This is a genomic window from Sulfurospirillum multivorans DSM 12446 (assembly GCF_000568815.1).
Lineage (GTDB): Bacteria > Campylobacterota > Campylobacteria > Campylobacterales > Sulfurospirillaceae > Sulfurospirillum > Sulfurospirillum multivorans.
In genome coordinates this window covers 2,433,585-2,458,195 of sequence record NZ_CP007201.1, presented here as the reverse complement: position 1 = coordinate 2,458,195, position 24,611 = coordinate 2,433,585, and the positions used below count along the sequence as shown (strand labels likewise).

Here is a 24,611-nt window from a genome sequence, read left to right as displayed (position 1 = left end):
AAACTACTTTAAATACTTATGTGTAAGCCATTGCATCAAGTCAAAACTATTTTTTAGAAGTCAATATTTATGAAATCTACTCAGCAAATTCCGAGGGCTTGGACAGAAAATATTTTAAATGAATTGACTCATGATACTGCTATTTACCGAATCTTTAGTTGGAAGCGATTTAGCGAGATCCTCGCTAAAAATGAATTGATTCTTGTGAATCCAGATATGTGGGATGATCCATTTGAAAACTTTTATTTAAAAGCAGATGCATATAGCGGGAAAGACAAAGTATCTCTTGAAAGTTTAAGGAAAGGTTGCTTTGGTCAATGTTGGACACTTAATGAAGATACAGATGCCATGTGGAGAATCTATAGCCCTGAGAAAAATGGTGTTAGATTGAAAACTACTGTTGGAAAGTTGTTTAGATCAGTGATTGAGCAGCAAGGGATTCTTACTGATTTTAGTTCATATATAGGCAAAGTCGAATATCTAACAAAAGAAGAAATTAAAACTTATCATCAACAAAGTTTCTCTCAAACGATGTTGGGTGGTCAAGGCACTGGATTTGCAAGTATGTTACTTAGAAAAAGAACTTCTTTTGCACATGAAGCAGAAGTTCGAGTATTGGCTTCTTTATCTAGTGAATATTTATTTGAATACGAAGATGGCTTGTATCAAGTAAAGATTGATTTTGAAGATATGTTTGATGAAATATGCCTTGATCCAAGGCTAGAAATTGGAAGATTTGAAGAAATGAAAACTAAATTAATGCAGAAAACTAGTGTGCCAATTATTCAGTCTGATCTTTATCATTTTGACTTTCAGCCAATTAATTTAGATATTTAGAAAATATAGAAAAAAACTTCGGAGGATAACAATGGCACATATGATAAGGGTAACTAGAAATAAATTTAATGATGAAGGTACTATGGAGGTTGATGACTTTATATCTATAAATGCGGATAATATAAATATCATAGAAGACTCACATCTTGATTCAAGAGAAAAATCAAGAATAATTTTTAATGATGGAACATCAATATATATTATAGAGTCAAGAGTAGAACTTGAAACCTTAATCGATGGATAATCGTAATGAATGTATTGGTTAAAAAAGTGATAAAATGATAAGCTATAAACACATAATAATATAAGGATGAGTTGTGAAAATCGATACCTTTAAAATCAAAAATATAGTGATTTTGAACTATAAAAAGTACGCTCAGCTATCCCTTGATATCAATAGCGATTTTAATCTCATCATAGGTGAAAATGGGAGCGGTAAAACTACTGTTTTGGATGCTATGGCTACGCTTCTTGGCGGTTATCTTCAGGCATTTCAAAATATACCAGCGGGAGAGAGACACTCGATCAACAAATCAGATATTAAAATAGAAATACAAGATTATGAGAACAATATATCGGTTGAGTATAAATTGCCAATAAGTATAAGCGGAACCCTTAGTATTGATAATGAAGATGTCATTATTGAAAGATTTAGAAGAAGTATGGTAAGTACAAAAACAGAATTACTAAAACAACAAAATCAAGCTATTTATACTCTAGTAAAAACTCTTGAATCCAGCGAGGATAAGATGTTCCCTCTTATCTCCTATCATGGCACAGGAAGACTTTGGGAGCAAGACTATAAATCAAGCGCCAAAATGGAAAAACTGACAAGATATGATGGATACAAAGACTGTTTAAATGCAAAGTCAAATTACCGCAACTTTATATCTTGGTTTGAAAAACAAGAAAAAAATTCTTTCAATTTACGGAAAGAGATAGCAGTTCTAGAAGCTGTGCGAAATACCGTCAAAGAGATGATTGGGCTACTCACAAAAAAAGAAGTTGAGCTTTTTATCTATCGAGAGGGTGATTTGGAGCTTAAATTTAAAAATGAAGCTACGAGAGAAAGAGTTTCAAATCTAAGTGATGGTTACAGGAACATCATAGGAATCGTTTCAGATATAGCTTATCGCATGGCTATATTAAATCCAACGCTAGGCTTGGATGTGGTTAAAAAAACATCTGGGGTAGTGCTAATAGATGAAATAGATTTGCATCTTCATCCAAAATGGCAAAAAGAAATTGTTGGACTTCTTCAAGAACTTTTTCCAAAGGTACAATTTATAGCGACTACCCATTCGCCTTTTATTATTCAGTCTATGCAAAGTGATCAGATCATCAAGCTTGATGACAACAGTAGAACTTTGGAAGCAGATGCTACTATGATGAGCATAGAGGACATAGTTGAAAATATACAGAAGATAGAGTTACCTCAGATGAGTAGCAGAAAAATTGAAATGCTTAGAGCAGCAGATGAATACTTGAGTATTTTGGAAAAGTTAGAAGATAATAACTCCTTACAAACAGAAGAAGTCAAAAGAAAACTTGATGAACTTATAGAACCTTTTGAAGAAAATATGGCATATGTAGCATTTTTGAGAAGAAAAAGATTATTGACTGAGAACAAACAATGAGACCAATCAATAAAGGGTTGGCTCCCAAAAGTTACACAAGCTATAATCAAGCAAAAGATGATTTAAGAAATGCAATAGGTAGCTTTTGTTCCTACTGTGAGATAAATATCTCAAATCAACCAGATATAGAACATGTAAATCCAAAGAGTAAAAATCCTGATGCAGAAAATAATTGGGATAATTTTTTGTTGGCATGTAAAACTTGCAATATCATGAAATCAAATAATAATGACAATAGAGATGGATATATTTTTCCAGACACGCATAACACAGCTTATGCATATAAATACAAACAAACTAAAGTAGAAGTAAATCCTGAGATATCCGAAGAAGAAAAAGATTTAGCAGTAGCTACTATCGAACTTATAAAACTCAATCGTCAACACGATACAAATGGTAGGGAAGATGATAGAATTTTTGCGAGAGTACGAGAATGGGATAAAGCTTTAGAGAGCTTAGCGGACTACAAAAGTTGCAGTAATGACGAAATGGCGAGACAAATAGGAAGAAGCCCTAGTGGATTTCATTCAAGTTGGCTTGAAGTTTTTAGTGATTATCGTGAAGTTAAACAAGAAATTTTAAAAAATGTAAATGGCACAGCTATGGAATGTTATTGTGATGACTTATATCCTTGTAATAACCTAGGAAGGACAAGTTGTTGATTGCTACTCAGCTAAATAGAAACATTGGTCTTGACCTTATCCGTGCAAGTGCAATTCTAATGGTACTTATCAGCCATGGAAGAACTTTTTTACCTGAATTTCCATATCGTGACTACCTAGGAATATTTGGTTTTCTCGGAGTGGAATTATTTTTTGTCCTATCGGGCTTTTTGTTAGGTAGTATTTTATTTAAAGAGTTTGCTGTAAAATCTTTTTCATTTGCTACTTTAAAACATTTCTGGATACGCCGATGGTTTCGTACTTTTCCACTTTATTTTATATTTTTGCTTCTTAATATTTTTGTATTACAGTATTTCTTTGGTCAGCAAGAGTGGAATTGGAATTATTTTTTATTTTTACAAAACTTTGTAACGCCCCATCCTGCACTTATGGGTGAGGCTTGGAGTTTGTCCGTTGAAGAGTGGTTTTATATCTCTTTCCCTCTCGTATTATTTGGATTACTAGCATTCTTTAAAGATAAAAAGCAAGGATTTCTTTTTATCTCGGTAAGTTATGTGCTTATTTTTACAGCCCTTAGAATCTATGTCTCACTTGAACCAACTCTTGATTGGGATTCTGGAGTGAGGAAAATCGTAACATTGAGGCTTGACTCAATAGGTTATGGTGTTTTGATTGCTTATTTTAATTTAACATATAAAGAAGCAACTAAAAAATATCATAACAAGATTTTCCTTTTTGGATTCATTAGTATCATCATCACAATTATTTTATTTTTTTATTTCAAAAGTACTTCATTAAACACATTTTTTGCCAGAGCTTTTTTATTTTCTATGGCTTCATTTGGATTTGCTTTGATAATTTTAAAAGTAACAAATTTTCATACTCAACATAAACTTTTAATAAATATTGTGACTAAGATATCACTTTACTCATACTCTGCATATCTTTTGCATTTATCAGTTATAATTCCACTTTTTAAATCTTTCGCAATCCACAAAGAGATACCTATTCTAACTTTTATCGTGTATATTCTGACTGTATTTTCTATCTCATCTTATATATATATATATATATTGAAAAGCCTATTATGAATTTAAGGGACAAATTTTAATGAACATTCTTTTTTACATAGAACCATTAATCGAGCAAGATAAGCCGTATTGGAAAGAAGGTTGGGCTAATTATGTTAGTTGGAATATTATTAAAACACTAAGAGAAACGAAAGAAAATTATGAATTTTCCCTTATAACCAATGAAGCTATAGCTCAGACGATAGATAGTGACAAAAATATTGTGGTTCATGCTTTATCTCAACAAGAACTTTTAAAACCGTTTGATACTAATTATCTTACAGTAACAACCGCTTGGCATAATAATAGCTACACACAAGAGCAACTAACATATTACAAAGAATTAATGAGCCATAAATTAGAGGCGTATATTCCCGATGTGATTATCACTTTCTCGCCAGTTCCTTTCTTGGCTTCACTTTATTCTAGTGCCTTGGTACTTCACCATGAATTTAGCATTTTTTCAAGGTTGCCATATCCTATGTCTTGGTTCTTAGATCCTATAGGTATGCATAGTTCTTCTTATTTTGATAAATTTAAAGCAGAGATTGAAAAGCTTCACTTGTCTTCTGGACAAATTCAGCTCTTGGAAAACTTTAAACAATTATGCCAACAAACACTCAAGAAAAAAAGTCCTTTTGAAGCGATATTTATCCAAAAAAGAGAACAGTTTGATCATCTTGTCTTGCTTCCTTTACAGTTTTCAAGATATTATCTTTTTGATGATTTAGTACCATTTAAAAGCCAATACGAATACTGTGTATATGTTTTAGATAATGTTCCATCCAATATCGGTATTGTTGTGAATATGCACCCTGAGTATCCAGTGCTTTCAGAAGATGCAATTAAGTTTTTGCAATGGAAATATCCACATTTTATCTCTCTTCAAGAGTTCAATACTATCTATGCATCTGGTCAGTTTATATTGCCTTTTGTTGATGGTGTTATTACCGTTTCATCTTCGTTGGCTCTACAGGCAATTTTATTTGATAAAAAAGTCATCACACTTGGAAAAAAATGTTTTCACTATCTCGCAGATAGTATAAACTTGGACAATATAGAAAAAACATTATCATTGCCAGTAAAAAACAAAGATGCAATTTTATACTACATACTCACACGGTATGCCATCACACCCAAATACCTACATGATCCTATTTGGTTAAGTAAATTTTTAAATAAATCTCTTGATAAATTTAGAGATAATGGCATAGATTTTGGCTTTTATGATGCTATGGATACTGATGAAAATATTTTTGAGCATCTTTCCTCCGTTGTAAATGAACAATCCAAAGTCGTACCACAATATGTCTTTGGTCATTTTACCCAACTCTTCATAGACCAAGGAGATGGCATATCAGAAGAAAATTCCATCAAACTACCAGTCGCTCAAAACACGGAAAACCAAGAATTTACTTTTGACCTCACAGACAAACAAACGATAAAAACCCTACGCCTTGACCCACTGAATGAATGTTGTGTCATCGAGATAGAAAGCTTACATGTAAAGAAAAATATAGACGCAATAGACCTTTTACCGTATGTGCATTCAAATGCTGAGATACATCATGGTAAAAGTTACTTTTTCACTACCGATGATTCACAGATGTATTTTAGTGGTATCGATGAAAGTACCTTTGAAAATGCTCAATCGTTGGTTGTGGTTTTGCGATATACGCATGTTGCAAAAGATGCTTTACATGTATGTGTAAAGCAAAAAAATGAAGAACTTTCAACCAAAGAAGCAAACATTCAAAGTCTAAATGAAGAACTTTCAACCAAAGAAGCAAACATTCAAACCTTAAATCAAGAACTAATAGATGTTTATACTTCTAAAAGTTGGAAGATGACAAGACCATTAAGAAATCTTAAACGCATCATAAAAGGGCAATTATGATATTTCGAAGTTACTATAAAACTATTAAAAAATCGGGTTTATTTGATGAAAGATATTATCTCACAACATATGAAGATGTTAGAAAGAAAGATATTGATCCAGTTAAACATTATTTAAAGTCTGGATGGAAAGAAGGATATAACCCCTCTAAATATTTTGATACAAACTATTATTTAGATAATAATTTAGATGTAAAAGAACGTGGTTTAAATCCTCTTGTACATTATATAAAGTTTGGGTACTATGAAGGTAGATTACCAGCTTTATTAAGTGATTATAATATTTTGTTTTATAGAGCCACTTGCAGATTCCCACAAACAACTCATAATTTAAGCTAATTTAAATTTTAAAAAGCCTTTTGAAATGGTATAAATGGTATAATTTTTTACCACAAAAACGATCCAAAACACCAATCAAATAGGCTTTATAATGAGTATATTACCAAATTTTTCTTTTAAAAATGCTTCCTCTGGATTATCAAAAATGTTGCTGAGAATTGTAAACCAAGAGAACTCTTTATTTCCTATACTCAAAGAGGATCTTCAATTAAAGGCGTTATCACATAAAGAGCAAAAGCTTATCAAGATATTAGACTTTGCAGAGATTGAGAAAAATTTAACTGTTGTATCTATTACAAACACTCCAAAGGATAGGGAAGAGATTGCACGAGCATTTATTGCAAAGAGTGTTTACAATATTCAAACAACAAGAGATTTGATTGATAGGCTAAAGAACGATAGAACCCTTAGAATATTATGTGGATGGAGATACAAAAGTAATATTCCAAGTGAGTCAAAATTTAGTAGAGTCTTTAAAGAACTTAGTGTTCTTCAAATTGCCGCAAAGACTCATGAGCGGTTTGTTAAAGAGTATCTTGAGCATACAATATTTTTTTATAATGCAACCGATGCGACAAAAATACCACTGAGAGTTAAACCTGTAAAAGCCAAAAAAGAGCCAATACCTAAGAACAAAAGAGGACGACCTAAAAAAGGAGAAACTCCTTTTTCAAAAAAGCCCACAATCCTACAACAGCAACGAACTATGACGACAACAAAGGAGATGCTTTCTTTGGTATCAACCAAGTGTGGCGTAGGGGTAAAACAGAACTCCAAAGGTAATCGTGAAGTATGGATAGGTGGCAAACTTCATATATCTGCAGTTGATGGAGATATTCCGATAACTGCTTTTTATTCAGGGGCTAATATACATGATAGTTCCGTGGCGCTGCCACTTATGAATGAGACAAGCCAAAGAGTATCATATCTTTACGATCTTCAAGATGCAGGATACGACAGCAATAACATCAGAGATTTTTCCAAAAAGCTAAATCATAGACCGCTCATTGATATCAATCCTAAAAACTCTACGGAGTTAAAAGAAAAAATAGAACTAAAACTTGAAGAACAAAAAAAATTTGAAATGCTAAACCTTACTCAAAGTTCAGATACCCATCACTACAACCAAAGAAGTATGGTTGAGAGAGTCAATAAATACCTTAAAGAAGATTTCGGATGTAATACAATTTATTATCAAGAAGCTACTAAAGTGGCTTCAGTTTTAGCATTTGGAATTCTATGTGTCTGTATCCATCAAAGTTTAAAACTTCTAACTTGATTCTATGAGAAAAAATACAAAAACTATGTAAATTTAACAATAAAACCATAAAGCACGAGGTAAAAATATGATTTTTAGATGAATTTGAGATAAAAAGTTACAATTTCGTTCAATACACGAGTAAAATGATTTTTTAAAAGTTAGAAACAGCTATAGTAAAAAACTAGCTACTTGCTTGGATTTGAATTTGCAAGTGGCTCTATAGTATATATTTTGACACGAATTTTTATCTTGAAACATATAAAGATATAAAAGATGCAAATATTAATCCTATATTACACTATTTGGAACATGGGTGGAAAGAGGGACGAAATCCATCTGATAAATTTGACACGAGTTTTTATCTTGAAACACATCAAGATATAAAAGATGCAAATATTAATCCATTGATTCACTATATAAAACATGGGAAAAAAGAACAACGAAAAGCATCACTAAAAAATATGAATGTAAATTTATTAAAAATAATAAAATTTGTCAAAAAAAACCCTCATTTAATTAGAAGAGCTGTATCTGAAGTGAAATTGCATGGTCTATAATGGCCTGAAAAATCAAGACAACTTTTCAGCTCAATTAATTTCCACCTCTTACTGTTACCTTACCCTACATTTTTTATAAATTCAAGATACAGATTCATAGGTTTTTGATAGCCAATCGCTGAATGAAATCTCTTAAAATTATATTTATGGATGTAGTTTTTTACACCTTCTTTTAACTCCTTAATAGATTGATAGTCACTGATATAAATATTACCATGTTTAAGAGTTCTAAAAAATCTCTCTATCACAATATTATCAATTGATCTGCCTTTACCATTCATTGAAATCTGAATATCATTTTGTTTCAATACTTGCGTGTGCTCATAACTTGTGTACTGGCTTCCTTGGTCACTATTGAATATTTTAGGCTTTGGATATTTTAATAGTGCAGTTTTAAGCACATCAGTGGCTAATGTTGCATCCATTGAGTTTGAAATTTTATAGGCTAGGATTGCTTTAGTGTGCCAATCAATCACTGCAGCAAGATACATAAAGCCACCATTAGTTCTAATATAAGTGATGTCTCCACTCCAGACTTCATTTGGCGCTGGAACATATATCTGTTTGGTTTTACCTGTTCTACTCCAATACTCTTTAAGTAAGTATGGGAAGATGGTATGCTCAGGGTTTTTGATACTTGTAAGACGCTTCTTGGTTGGATACAGTGCTTGTATGCCCATCAATTGCATATACTTCAATACTCTGTCTTTTCCAATATTGTAGCCATCTTCAAGCAATTGCTGATGAATATAGCGATAACCGTATTCTGAATTATCTGTTGCTATCTCATCTATAGTATGCATTATTTTTAAATTCTGTTCACTAATGGGCACTGGTTTATAATAATGAGTGGCACGACTGATATGCAAAAGTTTACATTGCAGGGTTTTACTTAATTCGAGCTCGTTCTCAACAAGTGTTTTACGCTTATTTAATGAGACCGAGCTCTCTAGCTTTTTTGCTAGCCATTCCTTTTCAACAACGGATTTACCCAGTTGTTTCTGAAGCTCAGCTATCTCTTCATCTTTAGATTTTATCTCATCTTTAAACTCTTGCGCTGCACGAGTGGGTTCAAATGCCAGTGAAGCATTTTCCAAAAATTGCTTTTTCCACTTTGTGATAGATTGTGAAGCTATTTTATATTTAGTGGCTATTTGTGCAATGGTCTCTTCTTCTTTGAGGAGCTCTAACACTATTTTTGTCTTTTGCTCTGCACTGTAACTTTGACCTTTTTTTCTGCTCATTTTTATCTCCATAATGTTGCTATATTTTAACTTTTTTGGAAATAAATCTTGATGAATTTATGTCTTAAATATTCAGGCCATTATATTATTATAGAGTCGCATAGTAGTCATCAGTCCCTAATCAAATTAATTCAAAAAAATAATGATTTTTTTTGTACAAGCGAAGCTTTTGAAAATATTAATGTAAATGTTTGTAGGAAACAATAATGACTAACATATTGTCTTTAATGCGTCTTCACCAATGGATAAAAAATATTTTTTTATTTGCGCCACTTTTTTTTACGTTTAATTTTCAAAGTGAAAGTTTTTTGGATGTCACTTTAGGGTTTACAATATTTTGTTTAGCGGCCAGTAGCATTTATATTTTAAATGACTATAAAGACATTCTCGAAGATCAAGTGCATCCAACAAAAAAAAATAGACCACTTGCAAGTGGTGCTGTGTCAAAACACTCTGCTATTAGCTTAATGGTTGTTCTTTCTTTTATTGCCGTTTATGGTGGATTTGTATTGTCTCCATCTTTTTTAGCAATAGTTATTCTCTACATGCTTTTAAATATTGCCTATACATTCAAGCTTAAGCATATTTCTATTTTAGATATTTCTATTATCTCTATTGGATTTGTTTTGAGGGTCTATGCAGGAGCTACTCTGATAAACAATACTCCATCAATGTGGATCGTTTTAGTCACATTCGTTTTGGCTTTATTTTTAGCGTTAGCCAAAAGGAGGGATGATTGTTTACTCTCCCTTGAGGGTAAAAAAACACGAAAAAATATTGATGGGTACAATCTCGAGATGGTCAATGCCGCAATGACGCTTATGGCTGGCGTTACAGTGGTCTCTTACATTATGTACACGGTTTCGCCAGAAGTAATCACAAGGCTTGGTACACACAATTTATATCTGACATCTTTTTTTGTCGTCATTGGGATACTGCGTTACATGCAACTCACATTTGTAGAACATAATAGCGGTAGTCCAACAAAACTTGTTTTGAAAGATCGTTTTTTACAATTAGTTTTGGTTGGATGGCTATCAAGTTTTTATCTCATTGCTAAGATTTTCAATTGATAGCTTCAAAATATATTATTTTTGCAATTTTTTCAACCATCATAAATTTATTTTTTCAATATATATCATTTGCAATATATAGCGGGTTTTTATCACTATATATCGCAATGTTCCTTGGTACATTTGCTGGACTTCTTTCTAAATATATTCTTGATAAAAGATATATTTTTTATCATAAACCTAAAAATAAAAAAGATGATGGTAAAAAGTTTGTTCTATATTCCCTTATGGGAGTTTGTACAACTTTTATATTTTGGGGATTTGAGATGGGATTTTATATTGTGTTTAAATATGAAAATGCAAAATATTTTGGTGCTGTTCTTGGTTTGAGTATTGGTTATATGATAAAGTATTTTTTAGATAAAAAATTTGTGTTTAAGGATTAAAATGAATCTAATAAGTTGGGGTATGTACCCTCTCATTAAAAATAAAAGTTTTAGTTTAAAAGATGAAAAGAGTTTACAAAACTATTGTGAAAAAACAGAACAAATGATTCCTTTTGGTTATGGTAGAAGCTATGGTGATAGTGCTTTGGCTGAAAATATTGTTTATTGTAAACCTTATAACTATTTTCTAGGTTTCGATAAAAACGAAGGAATAGTGCATTGTCAAAGCGGCGTATTGCTTACTGAGATATTGGAGGCTTTTGTTCCTAAAGGATGGTTTCTTAAAGTCACTCCAGGTACCAAGCTTATTACGGTTGGTGGCGCAATTGCAAGTGACGTACATGGCAAAAACCACCATGTTGAAGGGTGTTTTAGCGAATGTGTCCAAGAAATGCGAATTATGTTAGCCAATGGTGAAATCGTTACATGTAACAAAGGAGATGAGCTCTTTTTGGCCACTTGTGGAGGTATGGGATTAACAGGTATCATTTTAGATGCCAAAGTCTCTCTGAAAAAGATTAATTCTAAAAATATTGATCAAATAACTATTAAAACAAAGAATCTTAAAGAAACGTTTGATGCATTTGAAAAATATGCTCATATGCCCTATTCTGTTGCATGGATTGATTGTTTAGCCAAAGGTGACAATATAGGTAAATGTTTATTGATGGTTGGAGATTTTGCTCATGATGGAGATCTAAATTTTCAAAAGAAAAAAAAGCTTAATATTCCGTTCATGTTCCCTTCTTTTGCGCTTAACAATTTAAGTGTTAAAGCGTTTAACTGGCTTTACTATAAAAAATCTCCATTAGGAGAGTCTCATCAAAAAGTAGATATCGATACCTTCTTTTATCCACTAGATGCTATAAATAACTGGAATCGCATCTATGGTAAAGGTGGATTTACTCAGTACCAATTTATCTTACCAAAAGAGGTTAGTTATGAGGGGCTTAAGGAGATTTTAGGAGCCATCGCGGAGAGTGGGAAAGGCTCTTTCTTGGCTGTGTTAAAGCTTTACGGTAAAGCCAATGCCAACTATCTTTCCTTTCCTATGGAAGGGTATAGCTTAGCGCTTGACTTTAAGATCGAGAAAGGATTGTTTGAGCTACTGGATAAACTTGATCAAATTGTTTTGAGGTTTGGTGGTAGAATCTACCTAACAAAAGATGTGAGAGTTTCTAAAGAGACATTTGAAAAAGGTTACCCGATGATAGAAAAATTTAGAGCATTTCGAAAAGAAAATGGCATGGATAAAAAGTTTCATTCGTTACAAAGTAAGAGGGTAGGCATATGAGTTATGTATTGATTATCGGGGCAAAAAGTGACATTGCAAAAGCAGTCGCACGCGAGTATGCAAAAAATGGGTATGACCTTTATCTAGCAGCTAGAAATGTTTCAGAACTTGAAGGGTTTAAAAAAGATATCGAGATACGCAGCAATCGTCAAGTAGAATTGAAAGAATTTGACATAGTTGCATTTGACTCGCATCAAGCTTTTTATGATGCTCTTGAGCCTAAACCTTTAGGCGTCATCGTTGTAGCTGGCTATATGGTTGATCAAAAAGTAGCAGAAAATAGCTTAGTAGATTCTCTTAATACCTTACATGTAAACTTTACAGGATGTGTCAGTTTACTTAATGTCATAGCCAATGACTTTGAAAAGCAAAAAAGTGGATTTATCGTAGGTATTAGTTCAGTTGCAGGAGACCGTGGAAGAAAAGCAAACTATATTTATGGGAGTGCCAAGGCGGGCTTTAGTGCGTATCTAAGTGGTCTTCGCAATCGATTACATGTAAGCGGTGTGCAAGTATTGACTGTTAAGCCAGGATTTGTCAATACTAAGATGACAGAAGGACTTGATTTGCCCGCAAAGTTAACAGCAGAGCCAGAAGATGTGGCTCACGATATCTTTAGGGCACAACAAAAAGGTAAAGATGTACTCTATACCAAATGCATTTGGAAGCTTATTATGCTTGTTATCAAACATATTCCAGAATTTATATTTAAAAAAATGAGTATTTAACCCCATGAAGATAGCCTTTTTTGATTTTGATGGAACCATTACAACAGATGATAGCTTATTAAAGTTTATTCGATTTGTTGTGGGAAATTTTAAATTTATACAGGGGTTGACAGTGCTTTCTCCTGTACTTTTTTTGTACAAACTAAAAGTCATTCCAAATTATAAAGCTAAACAAATGATGCTTTCATACTTTTTTAAAGGGATGAGTGAAAAGTCTTTTATCGAAGTTGCTAAAAAATATTCATTAGAACACATAGATAGCATTGTGAGAGAAGATGCTATGAAACAAATCCAATGGCACCATACCAATGGACATAAAGTGGTTGTGGTTTCCGCATCACTGGAATGCTGGCTGCATCCTTGGTGTGAGAAAAATGGCTTAGAACTCATTGGAACAAGATTAGAAGTGCTAGATGGCATCATAACAGGTAGGTTGCTCACAAAAAACTGCTATGGCATTGAAAAGGTCAATCGCATAAAGTCACAATACAATCTTGAAGAATATGAATATATTTATGCTTATGGTGACAGTCGTGGGGATAGGGAAATGCTAGAATTAGCTCAAAAAAAAGCGTATAAACCTTTTCGATGAAGTTGGTCATTTTACTTTCGACTTATAATGGAACGCTATATCTTGAAGATTTTTTAACTTCACTAGAAAAACAAACATATCAGAACTGGGAATTGATAGTTCGAGATGATGCTTCTAGCGATGATACACTTGTTATACTTCAAAAGTTTTCAGATAAGATAAATAAAGTATCTATTTTAAAAGATAGGCAAAATCTTGGTGTAAAAAAAAGTTTTTCAACACTTGTAAACGTAGCATTGCAATCGCACGAACAGTATGAATACATCATGTTTGCTGACCAAGATGATATATGGTTACCAGATAAAATTGAAAAAACATATCTCAAAATGAAAGAGTTTGAAAAAAGTTATTCATCATTTCCTCTTTTGGTTCATAGCGATATTCGTGTTGTTGATAAAAAGTTAAATGTGCTAGCCTCTTCTTTTTGGAGCTATCAACATATAGATCCAAAAAGAGATCAGCTCAACTATCTTTTGCTTCATAATATCGTGACAGGATGCACTGTAATGATAAATAGAGCATTGGCAGAAAAAGTGAAAACGATTCCTCATGAAGCCATTATGCATGACTGGTGGATGGCGATGGTTGCATCAGCATTTGGGAAGATAGGCTATATCGATGAACCTTTGATGCTTTATAGGCAACATGGCACCAATGACACGGGAGCTAAAAACTATGGATGGGGTTATTTTATCAAAAAGTTTAGAGAGAGACCGCGTTTAGATAGATATCTGATACAAGCAGAAATGTTCCTTTCCATGTATGAAGATAAGCTTGACGATAACTCAAAAGGAATGCTTTTAGTACTGAAGGATTTTAATAGTTTTAGCAAGTTTAAAAAGATACAAGTCATCATCAAATATAAGCTATGGAAAAATGGCTTTATCCGCAATATTGGGTTGTTGGTCAATACATGAAAATTCAAACGATCATTCCCATTCTCGACCCTCAAAGTTCTTTTTTTAATAAGACTATTACTGCTTTACATGTACAAAAAGTGAAGTCTTCCACGCTGTTAATCAACTCAGGTTATACTATACCTCATGGTAATTTTGAAGTTGTAAAGATAGATAAAACAACTTTCAACCATGCCAACACTCGTAATCTCTCATTAAAATATGAAGCAGATTTTTATCTTTTTATGACACAAGATGCAATGCCTTATGATGAACATCTTATAGCAGAACTTTTAAAAGCATTTGAAGATGAAGAGGTTGTTGTATCTTATGCAAGGCAGATTCCCTACAAAGATGCAGATGCAATAGAAGTTTTTGCAAGAACGACAAATTATCCTGCACGATCTAGGATAAAATTCAGAAAGGATCTAACACAACTTGGCATTAAAACATTTTTTTGCTCCGATAGCTGTGCGATGTACAGAGCGAGTTATTTTAAAGAAGTAGGCGGTTTTAAACAAGGGCTAAATACCAATGAAGATATGGAGTACGCAGCACGAGCCATCATGAATGGTAAAAAAGTAGCCTATGTGGCAGAAGCCAAGGTGTATCACTCGCATACCTTTACATATAAAGATATTTGGAGGCGCTATCGTGCCATAGGAAAGTTTTTCAAAGAAAATCAGTGGATATTGGATGTCGTAAGCCAGTATACAAAAGCAGAATCAACAGGTATAAAACAAGCCGTTGCTGAGCTAAAGTATTTATTAAAAAATTCTCCTTTAGATATACCACGTTCTATTCTTTTTTCTTTGATAAAATATTTTGCTTTCAAATCAGCCTCTTAAGCTTTTTTAGTTACGATATTCCTTTACTTACAATTTGGAGAAAGAAATAAGTGCGATATTTTTTACTTAAATTTATAATAAGTCTTGTTTTTTTAACAGCCAATCTCTATTTTTCATTTGTCATTGCAGATATTTTTTTAGATATGGATTCGAATTATCCTATATTGAATTATAGCTGGATGATTGTGATTTATATGCTAGGGTATTTTTACATGCGGTTGATGACAAATCGTATGGTAACGGTAAATGCTATTACCTTATCCCTCAAAGCAAATTTTTTCGCTTTATCGATCATTTTAATTATCATAGCTATTTTAAAACTTAATGATATAACATCTAGAATGGTTATATGTATTTTTTATCTACTTAATAATTTTAATGCACTATGGTCGTATTATCTTAAAAAAGTTTTTTTCAGATACAAATTTTTTAGGCAACCTATCCTTGTTATTTGTGATCATAAAGGATTAGAAAATATCCAATCATGGTTTGCAATAGGCAATCCTTTTGGTTATGATATTAAAGAGATCATTAATGTTACTTTACTTCCTTTGGAAAGTGTTAATAGAGAGATAGATCGAATAATCGAAAATAGTAATTACGATTCTGTGGTCATCGATTTAGAGAGCAATACGATTTTTGATTTAAATAGTTTAGTCAATCACATTCAACGTCGTGTTCGAAAAGTGATTGTCCTTCCAAAAATGTCTAAAATATCTATTATCAATGGAGAGCTTATTAGTTCTATTCATCATAAGGGTATGGCATTTTATATTAAAAATAATCTTTTGAGCCCGCTGGATCAAATCATTAAGCGAGGATTTGATATCTGTGTAGCTTCAATAGGACTTATTCTTTTATCTCCTTTTCTTATTTGGCTTTATAGTTTAGTTTATACTGCAACTAAAGGGCATCCTATCTTTTCACACGAACGCATAGGCTTTGGTGGACGAAAATTTAAAGTCTTTAAATTTAGAACCATGTATCTTGATGCGGATGAACGTTTAGAATTATTATTAGAATCGTGTGATGAGAGTAAAGAGGAGTGGGAAAAAGACTTTAAACTTAAAAATGATCCACGTATAACAAGGATTGGTCAGTTTCTGCGAAAAACATCTTTGGATGAACTACCACAACTATGGAATGTTTTAAAGGGCGAGATGTCTTTGGTAGGGCCAAGACCTATCACAGAAGCAGAAATACAAAAATATGGAGAATATTTTGAGTATTTTATAGCTGTAACACCAGGGATTACCGGCTTATGGCAGGTTAGTGGGCGCAATGATGTCGAATATAATGAAAGAGTTCAACTTGATGTCTGGTATGTGCGCAATTGGTCGGTAGAGCTTGATTTACAGATACTCATTAAAACTATTTTAGTCGTCTTAGGAAGAAAGGGAAGTTACTAACTGACTGGGATCGTTAGAAAATAAAGAACTAGGTTTACTGTATAAATTACTGTAAATATTTTTGGACTAAGAGAGATATTGGTGGACTTAAAGAGACGTAAGATACAATGAGAATCCCTTTGTCTAGGACTTTTGTGGACTTAAAAGATGATTTTGGATTGTAAGAAATGAAGTTAGGTGGTGGCTGGAGACGGAATCGAACCGCCGACACGGAGATTTTCAGTCTCCTGCTCTACCGACTGAGCTATCCAGCCACGCTTTGAAGAGTTGAAATTATAGCTTAAAAACTTTAATACTAGCTTATGCCTAAGCGAGTGCCAACTCTTTAAAACGATCGCCTCTGTGTGCGTAGGATTTGAATTGATCTAAACTAGCAGCTGCAGGAGAAAGTAGGGCTACCGTTTTGATAGTATGAACGGCATGAATTTGTTTCATGGCTTCTTCAATAACAAAGCATTTGTGAAGTTGTATACCTTCTTTTTCGGCAAAAGAGGCCAGTCTTTCTGTGTTTGTACCAATAGCAAAAATGGTTACATGTAAAGGCTTCATGAAATCAAATAACTCTTGCAAATCAACGCCTTTGTCATCGCCACCTAGGACAATGAGGATTTCGTCATTTTTATAGCGTTTGAGCGCTTCTATCGTGGCATCAACATTGGTTCCTTTGGAGTCATCAACCCAAAGGCGTCCTTGTTTATCGTAAAACTCTTCAATTTTGTAATGATCAATTTTAAACGTATTCAGAAGTTCATAATCGACGGTGTCTAGAAGAATTTTTTGTGCGCATGTCGCGAGGACTGCATCGAGTAAAAATGGTGTTCTAAAGTTTATTTTTGCAATATCTATACCCATCTGTGCTGCCAAATCTTCTTCTGTGTTATACGCAATGACGTGTGCCAGTGTTTTAACGTTTGCATAGGCTTTAGGAAGGATCGCGACACTGCCTTCGCGCATACGAGCAAGCGGTGAAAGTTTTGCCTCAATGTACGCTTCCATACTTCCATGCCATGTTAAATGGTCTGGTTTGATAGGAAGCAGAAGATAGATGTCAGGAGCGGTGACTTTCGTGTAGTGAAACGTAAAAGAACTGGTTTCTAAAATCCAAATGGGAGCATTGGCGCTGAGTTCTGCTAGGGGTGTACCGATATTACCACCTGCCTGTGCACCTTGTTTTTGCAAGAGAAACTCGCACATTTGCGTTGTGGTTGTTTTACCGTTCGTTCCACTGATCCAAATACTAAAAGGCATTGACTCTTTAAAAAAATCGTATTCACTGGTAACGTGAAGTGCTTTTTGGATTAAGGGGTGATGCGCTGGGAAACCAGGGCTTGGGATCTCAACGCTACTCGCGTTAGGATCGAATTCTGAAGGAGGTAACAAGAGGTTACCAAACGCGTCTGTTGCTTTACATGTAAAGTTGTCGTCAAAAATTTGACATTGCCCCGCAAAGCGTTTTGCAATAGCTTTGGTTGTTTTTCCGTGTCCGAATAGTGTTATCATCTGATTTTCAATGCCGTAAGTGCTAAAAGATTTGACATGAGAGCGATAATCCAAAATCTCACGATAATCTTATTTTCTGGCCAACCTTTCACCTCAAAGTGGTGATGGATCGGCGCCATAAGGAAGATACGTTTTTTGCGTGTTTTAAAACTTCCTACCTGTAAAATAACCGAAGCTGTTTCGAGTACAAAAACAAAACCAATAAAAATCAATAAAATTTCGTTTTTAGAAATAATCGCCATATAGCCAATAAATGCGCCAATACTAAGGCTTCCACTGTCACCCATAAAAATTTGTGCTGGATAACAGTTAAACCATAAAAAGCCTACAAGTGAGCCCATAACAGCCGTTGCTACAATAACCACTTCACCACTGCCCCCGACTTTTGGAAGGAGTAAGTAGCTGCTTAAAAAGGCGTTGCCACCGACATAAACAAACACTGCAAGTGAAAGAATCGAAAGAATGGCAGGAACAGTTGCCAGACCATCAAGACCATCAGTGAGGTTGACGGCATTACTGGCTGAAACCATTACCAAGACCCAAAAGGCAAGTGCTAAAAGGTGCATATCAAACAGTGGGAACTTGTAAAAGGGAACAAAAAAAGTCGTATCAAGATCAACAATAATGTATAACAGCAAAGCAATAATGGAAGAGGCTAGGATCTGCAAGCCAAGTTTTCCACGTGGTGTGAGACCTGCTGTGTTACTTTTGCCCAAAATTTTAGCGAGATCATCTTTCATTCCAATAAGCCCAAAAAGTAGAATACACGCTAGTCCTAAAAGAACAAAAAGATTGTTCATGCGTGCGCACATTAAGATGGAAAGCGTTGCGGCGCATAAAAAAACGATGCCGCCCATGCTTGGGGTTTTACCCTTTTGCTGATGGGTTTGAGGGGCGAGTGAATAGATCGGTTGATTGGCGTTGCGCGATTTGGCCCATTTGATAAATTTTGGCATCAGATAAATGGTTAAGATAAAGGCTAAAAAGAAGGCGACGCCCGCACGTACGGTGATGTATTGAAAAAGGTTAATGGAGGTGAGTTTGTAAAGAGCATATAGCATGAATGTTACTTCCAGCTTCTAGGGATATATTTTTATAAAAGCAACATTTTAGTAAGATATTGCTTATAAGCTTATAACAAAAGGTATCATTTTGAAACCAGACGTTCAGAAAACTGTATTGATTATTACCGATGGCATTGGGCACAACGAAAGCCAAACTGCCAATGCTTTTGCCGCCGCGCATAAACCGACGTATGACAGACTTTTTCGTGAGGTTCCTTACAACTTTATTTCAACTTCGGGGCTGAGTGTCGGGCTTCCAGATGGGCAGATGGGTAACAGTGAAGTGGGTCACATGTGTATCGGCAGTGGGCGCATTTTGTACCAAAATTTAGTGAAAATCTCTTTAGCTGCCAAAAATGGTTCTCTTGCTTCCAATGAAGCACTTACACAGCTTTTACATGTAAAGGGTGCGATTCACATTATTGGGCTTGTAAGCGATGGTGGCGTGCATTCACATATCGATCATATCATCGACCTTGCAAAGATTGTGGAAGCGCAAGGCAAACGTGTGTATTTGCATGTGATCACCGATGGCCGCGATGTTTCACCCACTTCTGGCATCACGTTTTTAGAGCAACTCTTAACCATTTGCAACGAGAACATCAGCATCGCTTCGATTTCGGGACGATTTTTCAGTATGGACCGTGACAATCGTTGGGAGAGAGTGGAGCAGGGGTATCGCGCGATGGTGGACGCAAAGCCTAAAACGGCTTTACATGTAAAAACATATTTACAAGGGATGTATGACCAAGGCATCACCGATGAGTTTGTCGAACCTGCGGCGTTTGAATCTTATCATGGCATGTACCGTGACGATGGCGTGATCTTTGCAAACTTTCGCAATGATCGTATGCGTGAGCTTTCACGCGCGATTGGATTTAGCGAATTTGGGGAGTTTTCGCGTACCCTGAACGGTGTGGCGGCCATCACCATGACAGAGTACGACAGCAGTTTCCCTTTCCCCATTATGTTTCAAGCCGATACACCGCAAAATACCTTGTGCGATGTCATTTCGCGCTCTGGCTTGACACAGTTTCATACCGCAGAAACGGAAAAATATGCCCATGTCACGTTTTTCTTTAACGGTGGCATGGAAGAGCCAAAAGTGGGTGAGACCAGACTTCTGGTTCCCAGCCCCAAAGTCAAAACGTACGATCTTGAACCGCAAATGAGCGCTGCTTTGGTCGGTGACGCGGTGTTAAAAGCGATGGATGAGCAGTACGATTTTATCGTGGTGAATTTTGCTAATGGCGATATGGTGGGACATACGGGAAATTTGGAAGCTTCGACGCGCGCCGTGGAAGCGGTTGATCATGAGCTTGGAAGATTGTTTGCGAAGGCGAAAGAGGTCAATTATTCTATTGTATTGACCAGCGATCATGGCAATTGCGAACAGATGTTTGATGATGTGGGTGCTAGACTGACCAACCATACGACATTTGAGGTATATGGTTTTGTCATGGATAAACGAGTTCAAAAGGTGCAAAAAGGTGAGCTGAACAATATTGCACCAACTGTTTTAAAGCTGATGGGACTTCCCATTCCAAGTGAAATGGATAAACCGTTAGTCGAGTTTTAAATTTAATCAAAGATACAAAGGAACAATAATGAAATTTAGTGGAAAAAATGTTTTAGTGACAGGTGCAGCCAGCGGAATTGGCAAAGAGATCGCATTAACACTTGCAGGGTATGGTCTTAAAGTATGGATAAATTACCGTTCACGCCCAGAACAAGCCGATGCTATTAAAGCAGAGATCGAAGCAAACGGTGGCGTGGCTGCGGTTATTGGTTTTGATGTGGCGGATGAAGAGGCATTTGTAGAAGGCATTAAAACCATCGTTGATAGTGACGGTGAACTTTCTTATTTGGTGAATAATGCAGGCATTACCAATGACAAATTAGCTATTCGTATGAAAAAAGAGGATTTTACGTCTGTCATCGATATTAATCTGACATCGGCGTTTATTGGATGCCGTGAGGCGCTCAAAGCGATGAGTAAAAAACGGTTTGGTTGTGTGGTAAACATCGCTTCAATTGTCGGTGAGACAGGCAACGCGGGACAGGTCAATTACAGTGCAAGTAAAGGTGGCTTGATTGCGATGACCAAAAGCTTTGCACAAGAAGGCAGTGCGAGAGATGTGCGCTTTAACGCGGTCACTCCGGGGTTTATTGCCACTGAGATGACGGATAAATTAAGCGATGAAATTAAAGAATCGTACACCTCAAAGATTCCACTCAAACGTTTTGGAAGCCCTAAAGACATTGCAGAATCGGTTGCTTTTTTGCTTAGCGATAGTGCCAGCTACATCACCGGTGAAGTTTTAAAAGTCAATGGTGGCATGTACATGTAAAGGTAACTTTACATGTAAAAATTCAAATTAAAGGTTTTTTTGATAAAATAGTGGAAATTTTTTAAAGGAGCTAGTAAATGGCACTATTTGATGATGTAAAAGCGGTGGTTGTTGAACAATTAAATGTAAATCCTGACGAGGTAAAAGAAGATTCTAAATTCGTAGAAGATTTGGGCGCAGATTCTTTGGATGTTGTAGAGCTCGTTATGGCACTCGAAGAGAAATTCGACATTGAAATTCCAGACACTGACGCTGAAAAAATCGTTACGGTCAAAGATGCTATGTCTTACATTGAAGCACATAAATAATTTTATAACACACACAACCCGCTTTGGCGGGTTCTCCCTTCCCCACAAAGATCACTAAAGAGGATAAAAATTTGAAAAGAGTCGTTGTTACTGGTATAGGAATGATTAATTCATTAGGTTTGGATAAAGAGAGTTCTTTTAAAGCTATCGTTGAAGGTCAATGTGGCATTAAAAGCATTAGTTCGTTTGACACAACCGAGCATTCTGTTACCATTGCCGGCGAAATCACTGACTTTGATCCGAATACCATTATGAACCCCAAAGAGGTTAAAAAAGCGGATCGTTTTATCCAATTAGGACTCGCAGCGGCTAAAGAAGCAATGGCGGACGCGAAGTTCGATGCTGCCTATGAAGCTGAATCCTTTGGTGTTAGCTCCGCTTCTGGTATTGGTGGTTTAGTGGTCATTGAGAAAAACTCAGTGATCGTTAATGGTGTAGGCCCTCGTAAAATTTCTCCTTTTTTCATCCCTTCAGCTCTTATCAATATGCTTGGCGGCATGGTTTCCATTGAATACGGTCTTAAAGGTCCAAACCTTTCTTCTGTGACAGCATGTGCAGCAGGCACACACGCGATCAGTGATGCGACCAAAACGATGATGACGGGTGGCGCTAAAAAGATGCTGGTTGTTGGTGCGGAAGCGGCGATTTGTGCTTCAGGCATTGGCGGCTTTGCTGCGATGAAAGCGCTCTCTACACGCAATGATGATCCTAAAAAGGCTTCTCGCCCGTTTGATGCAGAACGCGATGGATTTATCATGGGCGAAGGCGCAGGCTCACTTGTCCTTGAATTTTATGAAGATGCCGTTGCCAGAGGTGCGCATATTTACGGTGAAGTGGTTGGCTTTGGTGAGAGTGGTGATGCGAGTCACATTACCTCTCCAAGCTTAGACGGTCCACTTCGTGCAATGAAAGCGGCGTATGAGATGGCAGGACGTCCTAAAATTGATTATATCAACGCCCATGGAACAAGCACTCCTGCAAACGATAAAAATGAAACAGCAGCGATTAAAGAGGTTTTTGGCGCAAATATCCCACAAATTAGCTCTATCAAAGGTCAAATCGGTCACTGTTTAGGTGCCGCGGGCGCTATTGAAGCGGTTGTCTGTTTGATGGCAATGCGTGATGAGATTTTACCTCCAACGATTAATTATGAAAATCCAGATCCCGATTGCGATTTGGATTACATCCCAAATGTAGCACGTAAATGCAGAGCAGAATATACCATGAGTAACTCGTTTGGCTTTGGCGGAACGAATGGCTCTGTGATCTTTAAACGTGTGTAAGGAATTGTAGTGGCGACTTATTTGGATTTTGAGAATGGAATTAAGCAGATTGATGAGGATATATCCAACGCCAAAATCAAAGGCGATAGCCATGCTGTTGAGATTTTAGAAAAAACGCTCTCTAAAGAGATTTCTAAAACCTATAAAAATCTCAGTGAATACCAAAAGCTTCAACTCGCACGCCATCCTGATCGCCCTTACGCCTTAGATTATATTCGTGCACTTTTGCATGATAGCTATGAAATTCATGGCGATCGTAACTTTGCCGATGATGCGGCGATTGTCTCTTACATTGGTTATATTGGCGATCGCAAAGTTATTTTAATCGGTGAGCAAAAAGGTCGAGGAACAAAAAATAAAATCAAACGTAATTTTGGTATGCCTCATCCTGAAGGGTATCGTAAAGCACTTCGCATTGCTAAAATGGCAGAAAAATTTGATCTTCCAATTCTTTTTTTGATCGACACTCCGGGTGCTTATCCAGGCCTTGCGGCAGAAGAGAGAGGTCAGAGTGAAGCGATTGCTCGGAATCTTTTTGAGTTAAGTAAACTCAACACAAAAAGTATCTCTGTTGTGATTGGTGAAGGTGGAAGTGGTGGCGCTTTAGCGATTGGCGTAAGTGACAGGGTTGCGATGATGCGTTACTCTGTTTTTTCTGTGATTTCGCCTGAGGGATGTGCCGCTATTTTGTGGAATGACCCAAGCAAACAAGAAAATGCGACCAAAGCGATGAAAATTACGGCAGAAGATCTGTACCAGCTTAATCTTATTGATGCGATTATTGATGAACCTCTCATCGGTGCACACCGCGATAAAGAGAGTGCTGCAAAAGCACTTGGGGAATATTTCTTAAAATCTTTAGAAGAACTTGATACCTTGAGTAATGATGAGCGTATGGCGAAACGTTATGAGCGCATTACCTCTATTGGGGCTTACGAAGAGCGCTAAGAGATGTGTCTCTTAGCGTTTTAAAACTTTCTTTTTCTTGCTATCTTACCAACCACGAACAAGCGTATGACAATCGGTACAGGCATTGACGATATCTGAAAAGGCGCTGTGTGCTTTTTTCATCTGTTTCAGTGCCAAATAGCTTTTCATCTCATCTGTAGCATTATCAATACGTTTTGAGGTAATGAGTGCTAGATTTTCCATCTGCTTTTTACCCTCAGGCAAAATAGCCTTCAAAACATCTCGATTATGATAGGCCGCATTCTCTTTTTGAACGATATCAACACCGCTTTGAATCAGCTCAATGTTGTTGTACAAAAATCCTTTTTGAATATTGGAGAGACCATTTTCCATGCTAAGCATTGCGATCGCATTCACTTTTTCAGTCTCAGAGGCGTAAAGAGAGCTGCAAAGAGCAAGAGAAGTGAGTAGTAGTGTATAGTGTTTCATAATTTCCTCCTTTTAAT

The 24,611-nt window shown here is 35.7% G+C and carries 25 protein-coding genes and 1 tRNA gene; 21 read left to right on the top strand and 5 right to left on the bottom strand.

Features of this window, described 5'->3' with window-relative positions; all coding sequences use genetic code 11:
• Positions 1-69: 69 nt before the first annotated feature.
• From SMUL_RS12700 to SMUL_RS12665, 8 genes are all read left to right on the top strand, one after another.
• Positions 70-837, top strand: a complete 768-nt coding sequence (locus tag SMUL_RS12700; RefSeq protein WP_025345634.1) for a DUF2971 domain-containing protein — start codon at positions 70-72, stop codon at positions 835-837.
• A gap of 31 nt (positions 838-868) precedes the next feature.
• Positions 869-1,081, top strand: coding sequence for a hypothetical protein (locus SMUL_RS12695; RefSeq protein ID WP_025345633.1), 213 nt, complete (start codon positions 869-871; stop codon positions 1,079-1,081).
• Positions 1,082-1,154: 73 nt separating this feature from the next.
• The gene (locus tag SMUL_RS12690; protein WP_025345632.1) at positions 1,155-2,474 is read left to right on the top strand and encodes an AAA family ATPase; all 1,320 of its coding nucleotides are present in this window, start codon (positions 1,155-1,157) and stop codon (positions 2,472-2,474) included.
• Positions 2,471-3,136, top strand: a complete 666-nt coding sequence (locus SMUL_RS16790) for an HNH endonuclease (protein WP_025345631.1) — start codon at positions 2,471-2,473, stop codon at positions 3,134-3,136. Before SMUL_RS12690 ends, SMUL_RS16790 begins: the two co-directional genes overlap by 4 nt.
• Complete coding sequence (locus SMUL_RS12680; protein ID WP_025345630.1) at positions 3,133-4,188, top strand: acyltransferase family protein; 1,056 nt, start codon at positions 3,133-3,135, stop codon at positions 4,186-4,188. Before SMUL_RS16790 ends, SMUL_RS12680 begins: the two co-directional genes overlap by 4 nt.
• Before the next feature lie 19 nt (positions 4,189-4,207).
• The gene (locus tag SMUL_RS12675) at positions 4,208-6,064 is read left to right on the top strand and encodes a hypothetical protein (protein WP_025345629.1); all 1,857 of its coding nucleotides are present in this window, start codon (positions 4,208-4,210) and stop codon (positions 6,062-6,064) included.
• Positions 6,061-6,402 carry a hypothetical protein gene (locus SMUL_RS12670; RefSeq protein WP_025345628.1) on the top strand — a complete coding sequence of 114 codons (342 nt, stop codon included), beginning with the start codon at positions 6,061-6,063 and terminating at the stop codon, positions 6,400-6,402. Before SMUL_RS12675 ends, SMUL_RS12670 begins: the two co-directional genes overlap by 4 nt.
• 91 nt (positions 6,403-6,493) lie before the next feature.
• A complete protein-coding gene (locus tag SMUL_RS12665; RefSeq protein ID WP_025345627.1) occupies positions 6,494-7,681 on the top strand; it encodes a transposase in 1,188 nt (395 codons plus the stop codon).
• Positions 7,682-8,279: 598 nt separating this feature from the next.
• On the opposite strand, the gene SMUL_RS12655 is transcribed toward SMUL_RS12665, so the two are convergent.
• On the bottom strand, positions 8,280-9,476 hold the full coding sequence (locus SMUL_RS12655; RefSeq protein WP_407701804.1) for an IS3 family transposase: 1,197 nt from the start codon (positions 9,474-9,476) through the stop codon (positions 8,280-8,282).
• A gap of 194 nt (positions 9,477-9,670) precedes the next feature.
• Here SMUL_RS12655 and SMUL_RS12650 point away from each other — a divergent pair, with 194 nt between their 5' ends.
• Genes SMUL_RS12650 through SMUL_RS12615 form a run of 8 tightly spaced genes read left to right on the top strand, consistent with a single transcriptional unit; the run spans position 9,671 to position 16,690 of the window.
• Positions 9,671-10,537 carry a decaprenyl-phosphate phosphoribosyltransferase gene (locus tag SMUL_RS12650; protein WP_038533415.1) on the top strand — a complete coding sequence of 289 codons (867 nt, stop codon included), beginning with the start codon at positions 9,671-9,673 and terminating at the stop codon, positions 10,535-10,537.
• Positions 10,534-10,923, top strand: a complete 390-nt coding sequence (locus SMUL_RS12645) for a GtrA family protein (protein WP_025345624.1) — start codon at positions 10,534-10,536, stop codon at positions 10,921-10,923. The genes SMUL_RS12650 and SMUL_RS12645 overlap by 4 nt, the downstream gene beginning before the upstream one ends.
• Before the next feature lies 1 nt (position 10,924).
• The gene (locus tag SMUL_RS12640) at positions 10,925-12,217 is read left to right on the top strand and encodes an FAD-binding oxidoreductase (RefSeq protein ID WP_025345623.1); all 1,293 of its coding nucleotides are present in this window, start codon (positions 10,925-10,927) and stop codon (positions 12,215-12,217) included.
• Complete coding sequence (locus tag SMUL_RS12635) at positions 12,214-12,945, top strand: SDR family oxidoreductase (protein WP_025345622.1); 732 nt, start codon at positions 12,214-12,216, stop codon at positions 12,943-12,945. The genes SMUL_RS12640 and SMUL_RS12635 overlap by 4 nt, the downstream gene beginning before the upstream one ends.
• 4 nt (positions 12,946-12,949) lie before the next feature.
• Positions 12,950-13,537 carry an HAD-IB family hydrolase gene (locus SMUL_RS12630; RefSeq protein ID WP_025345621.1) on the top strand — a complete coding sequence of 196 codons (588 nt, stop codon included), beginning with the start codon at positions 12,950-12,952 and terminating at the stop codon, positions 13,535-13,537.
• Entirely contained in the window at positions 13,534-14,454 is a 921-nt protein-coding gene (locus SMUL_RS12625; RefSeq protein WP_025345620.1) for a glycosyltransferase family 2 protein, read from the top strand. The genes SMUL_RS12630 and SMUL_RS12625 overlap by 4 nt, the downstream gene beginning before the upstream one ends.
• The gene (locus SMUL_RS12620) at positions 14,451-15,281 is read left to right on the top strand and encodes a glycosyltransferase family 2 protein (protein ID WP_158506029.1); all 831 of its coding nucleotides are present in this window, start codon (positions 14,451-14,453) and stop codon (positions 15,279-15,281) included. Before SMUL_RS12625 ends, SMUL_RS12620 begins: the two co-directional genes overlap by 4 nt.
• A gap of 50 nt (positions 15,282-15,331) precedes the next feature.
• Positions 15,332-16,690, top strand: a complete 1,359-nt coding sequence (locus SMUL_RS12615) for an exopolysaccharide biosynthesis polyprenyl glycosylphosphotransferase (RefSeq protein WP_025345618.1) — start codon at positions 15,332-15,334, stop codon at positions 16,688-16,690.
• A 178-nt stretch (positions 16,691-16,868) separates the two neighbouring features.
• Here the strand turns inward: SMUL_RS12615 and SMUL_RS12610 are convergent.
• The 3 genes from SMUL_RS12610 to mraY form a co-directional block, all read right to left on the bottom strand.
• Positions 16,869-16,944 (bottom strand) — tRNA-Phe (locus tag SMUL_RS12610).
• 52 nt (positions 16,945-16,996) lie between these two features.
• Positions 16,997-18,190 (bottom strand): UDP-N-acetylmuramoyl-L-alanine--D-glutamate ligase, encoded by a 1,194-nt coding sequence (murD, locus tag SMUL_RS12605; protein ID WP_025345617.1) that lies wholly within the window; start codon positions 18,188-18,190, stop codon positions 16,997-16,999.
• A complete protein-coding gene (gene mraY, locus SMUL_RS12600; RefSeq protein WP_025345616.1) occupies positions 18,187-19,251 on the bottom strand; it encodes a phospho-N-acetylmuramoyl-pentapeptide-transferase in 1,065 nt (354 codons plus the stop codon). Before mraY ends, murD begins: the two co-directional genes overlap by 4 nt.
• Before the next feature lie 91 nt (positions 19,252-19,342).
• Between mraY and gpmI the strand changes: the two genes are divergently transcribed.
• From gpmI to accA, 5 genes are all read left to right on the top strand, one after another.
• A complete protein-coding gene (gene gpmI, locus SMUL_RS12595; protein WP_025345615.1) occupies positions 19,343-20,833 on the top strand; it encodes a 2,3-bisphosphoglycerate-independent phosphoglycerate mutase in 1,491 nt (496 codons plus the stop codon).
• A gap of 28 nt (positions 20,834-20,861) precedes the next feature.
• Positions 20,862-21,605 (top strand): 3-oxoacyl-ACP reductase FabG, encoded by a 744-nt coding sequence (gene fabG, locus SMUL_RS12590; protein WP_025345614.1) that lies wholly within the window; start codon positions 20,862-20,864, stop codon positions 21,603-21,605.
• Positions 21,606-21,682: 77 nt separating this feature from the next.
• On the top strand, positions 21,683-21,913 hold the full coding sequence (acpP, locus tag SMUL_RS12585) for an acyl carrier protein (RefSeq protein ID WP_025345613.1): 231 nt from the start codon (positions 21,683-21,685) through the stop codon (positions 21,911-21,913).
• A 71-nt stretch (positions 21,914-21,984) separates the two neighbouring features.
• Positions 21,985-23,196 (top strand): beta-ketoacyl-ACP synthase II, encoded by a 1,212-nt coding sequence (locus SMUL_RS12580; protein WP_025345612.1) that lies wholly within the window; start codon positions 21,985-21,987, stop codon positions 23,194-23,196.
• A gap of 9 nt (positions 23,197-23,205) precedes the next feature.
• The gene (gene accA / locus SMUL_RS12575) at positions 23,206-24,144 is read left to right on the top strand and encodes an acetyl-CoA carboxylase carboxyl transferase subunit alpha (protein WP_025345611.1); all 939 of its coding nucleotides are present in this window, start codon (positions 23,206-23,208) and stop codon (positions 24,142-24,144) included.
• Positions 24,145-24,189: 45 nt separating this feature from the next.
• Here accA and SMUL_RS12570 read toward each other — a convergent pair whose 3' ends face one another.
• The gene (locus SMUL_RS12570) at positions 24,190-24,594 is read right to left on the bottom strand and encodes a hypothetical protein (RefSeq protein WP_025345610.1); all 405 of its coding nucleotides are present in this window, start codon (positions 24,592-24,594) and stop codon (positions 24,190-24,192) included.
• Positions 24,595-24,611: the final 17 nt, after the last annotated feature.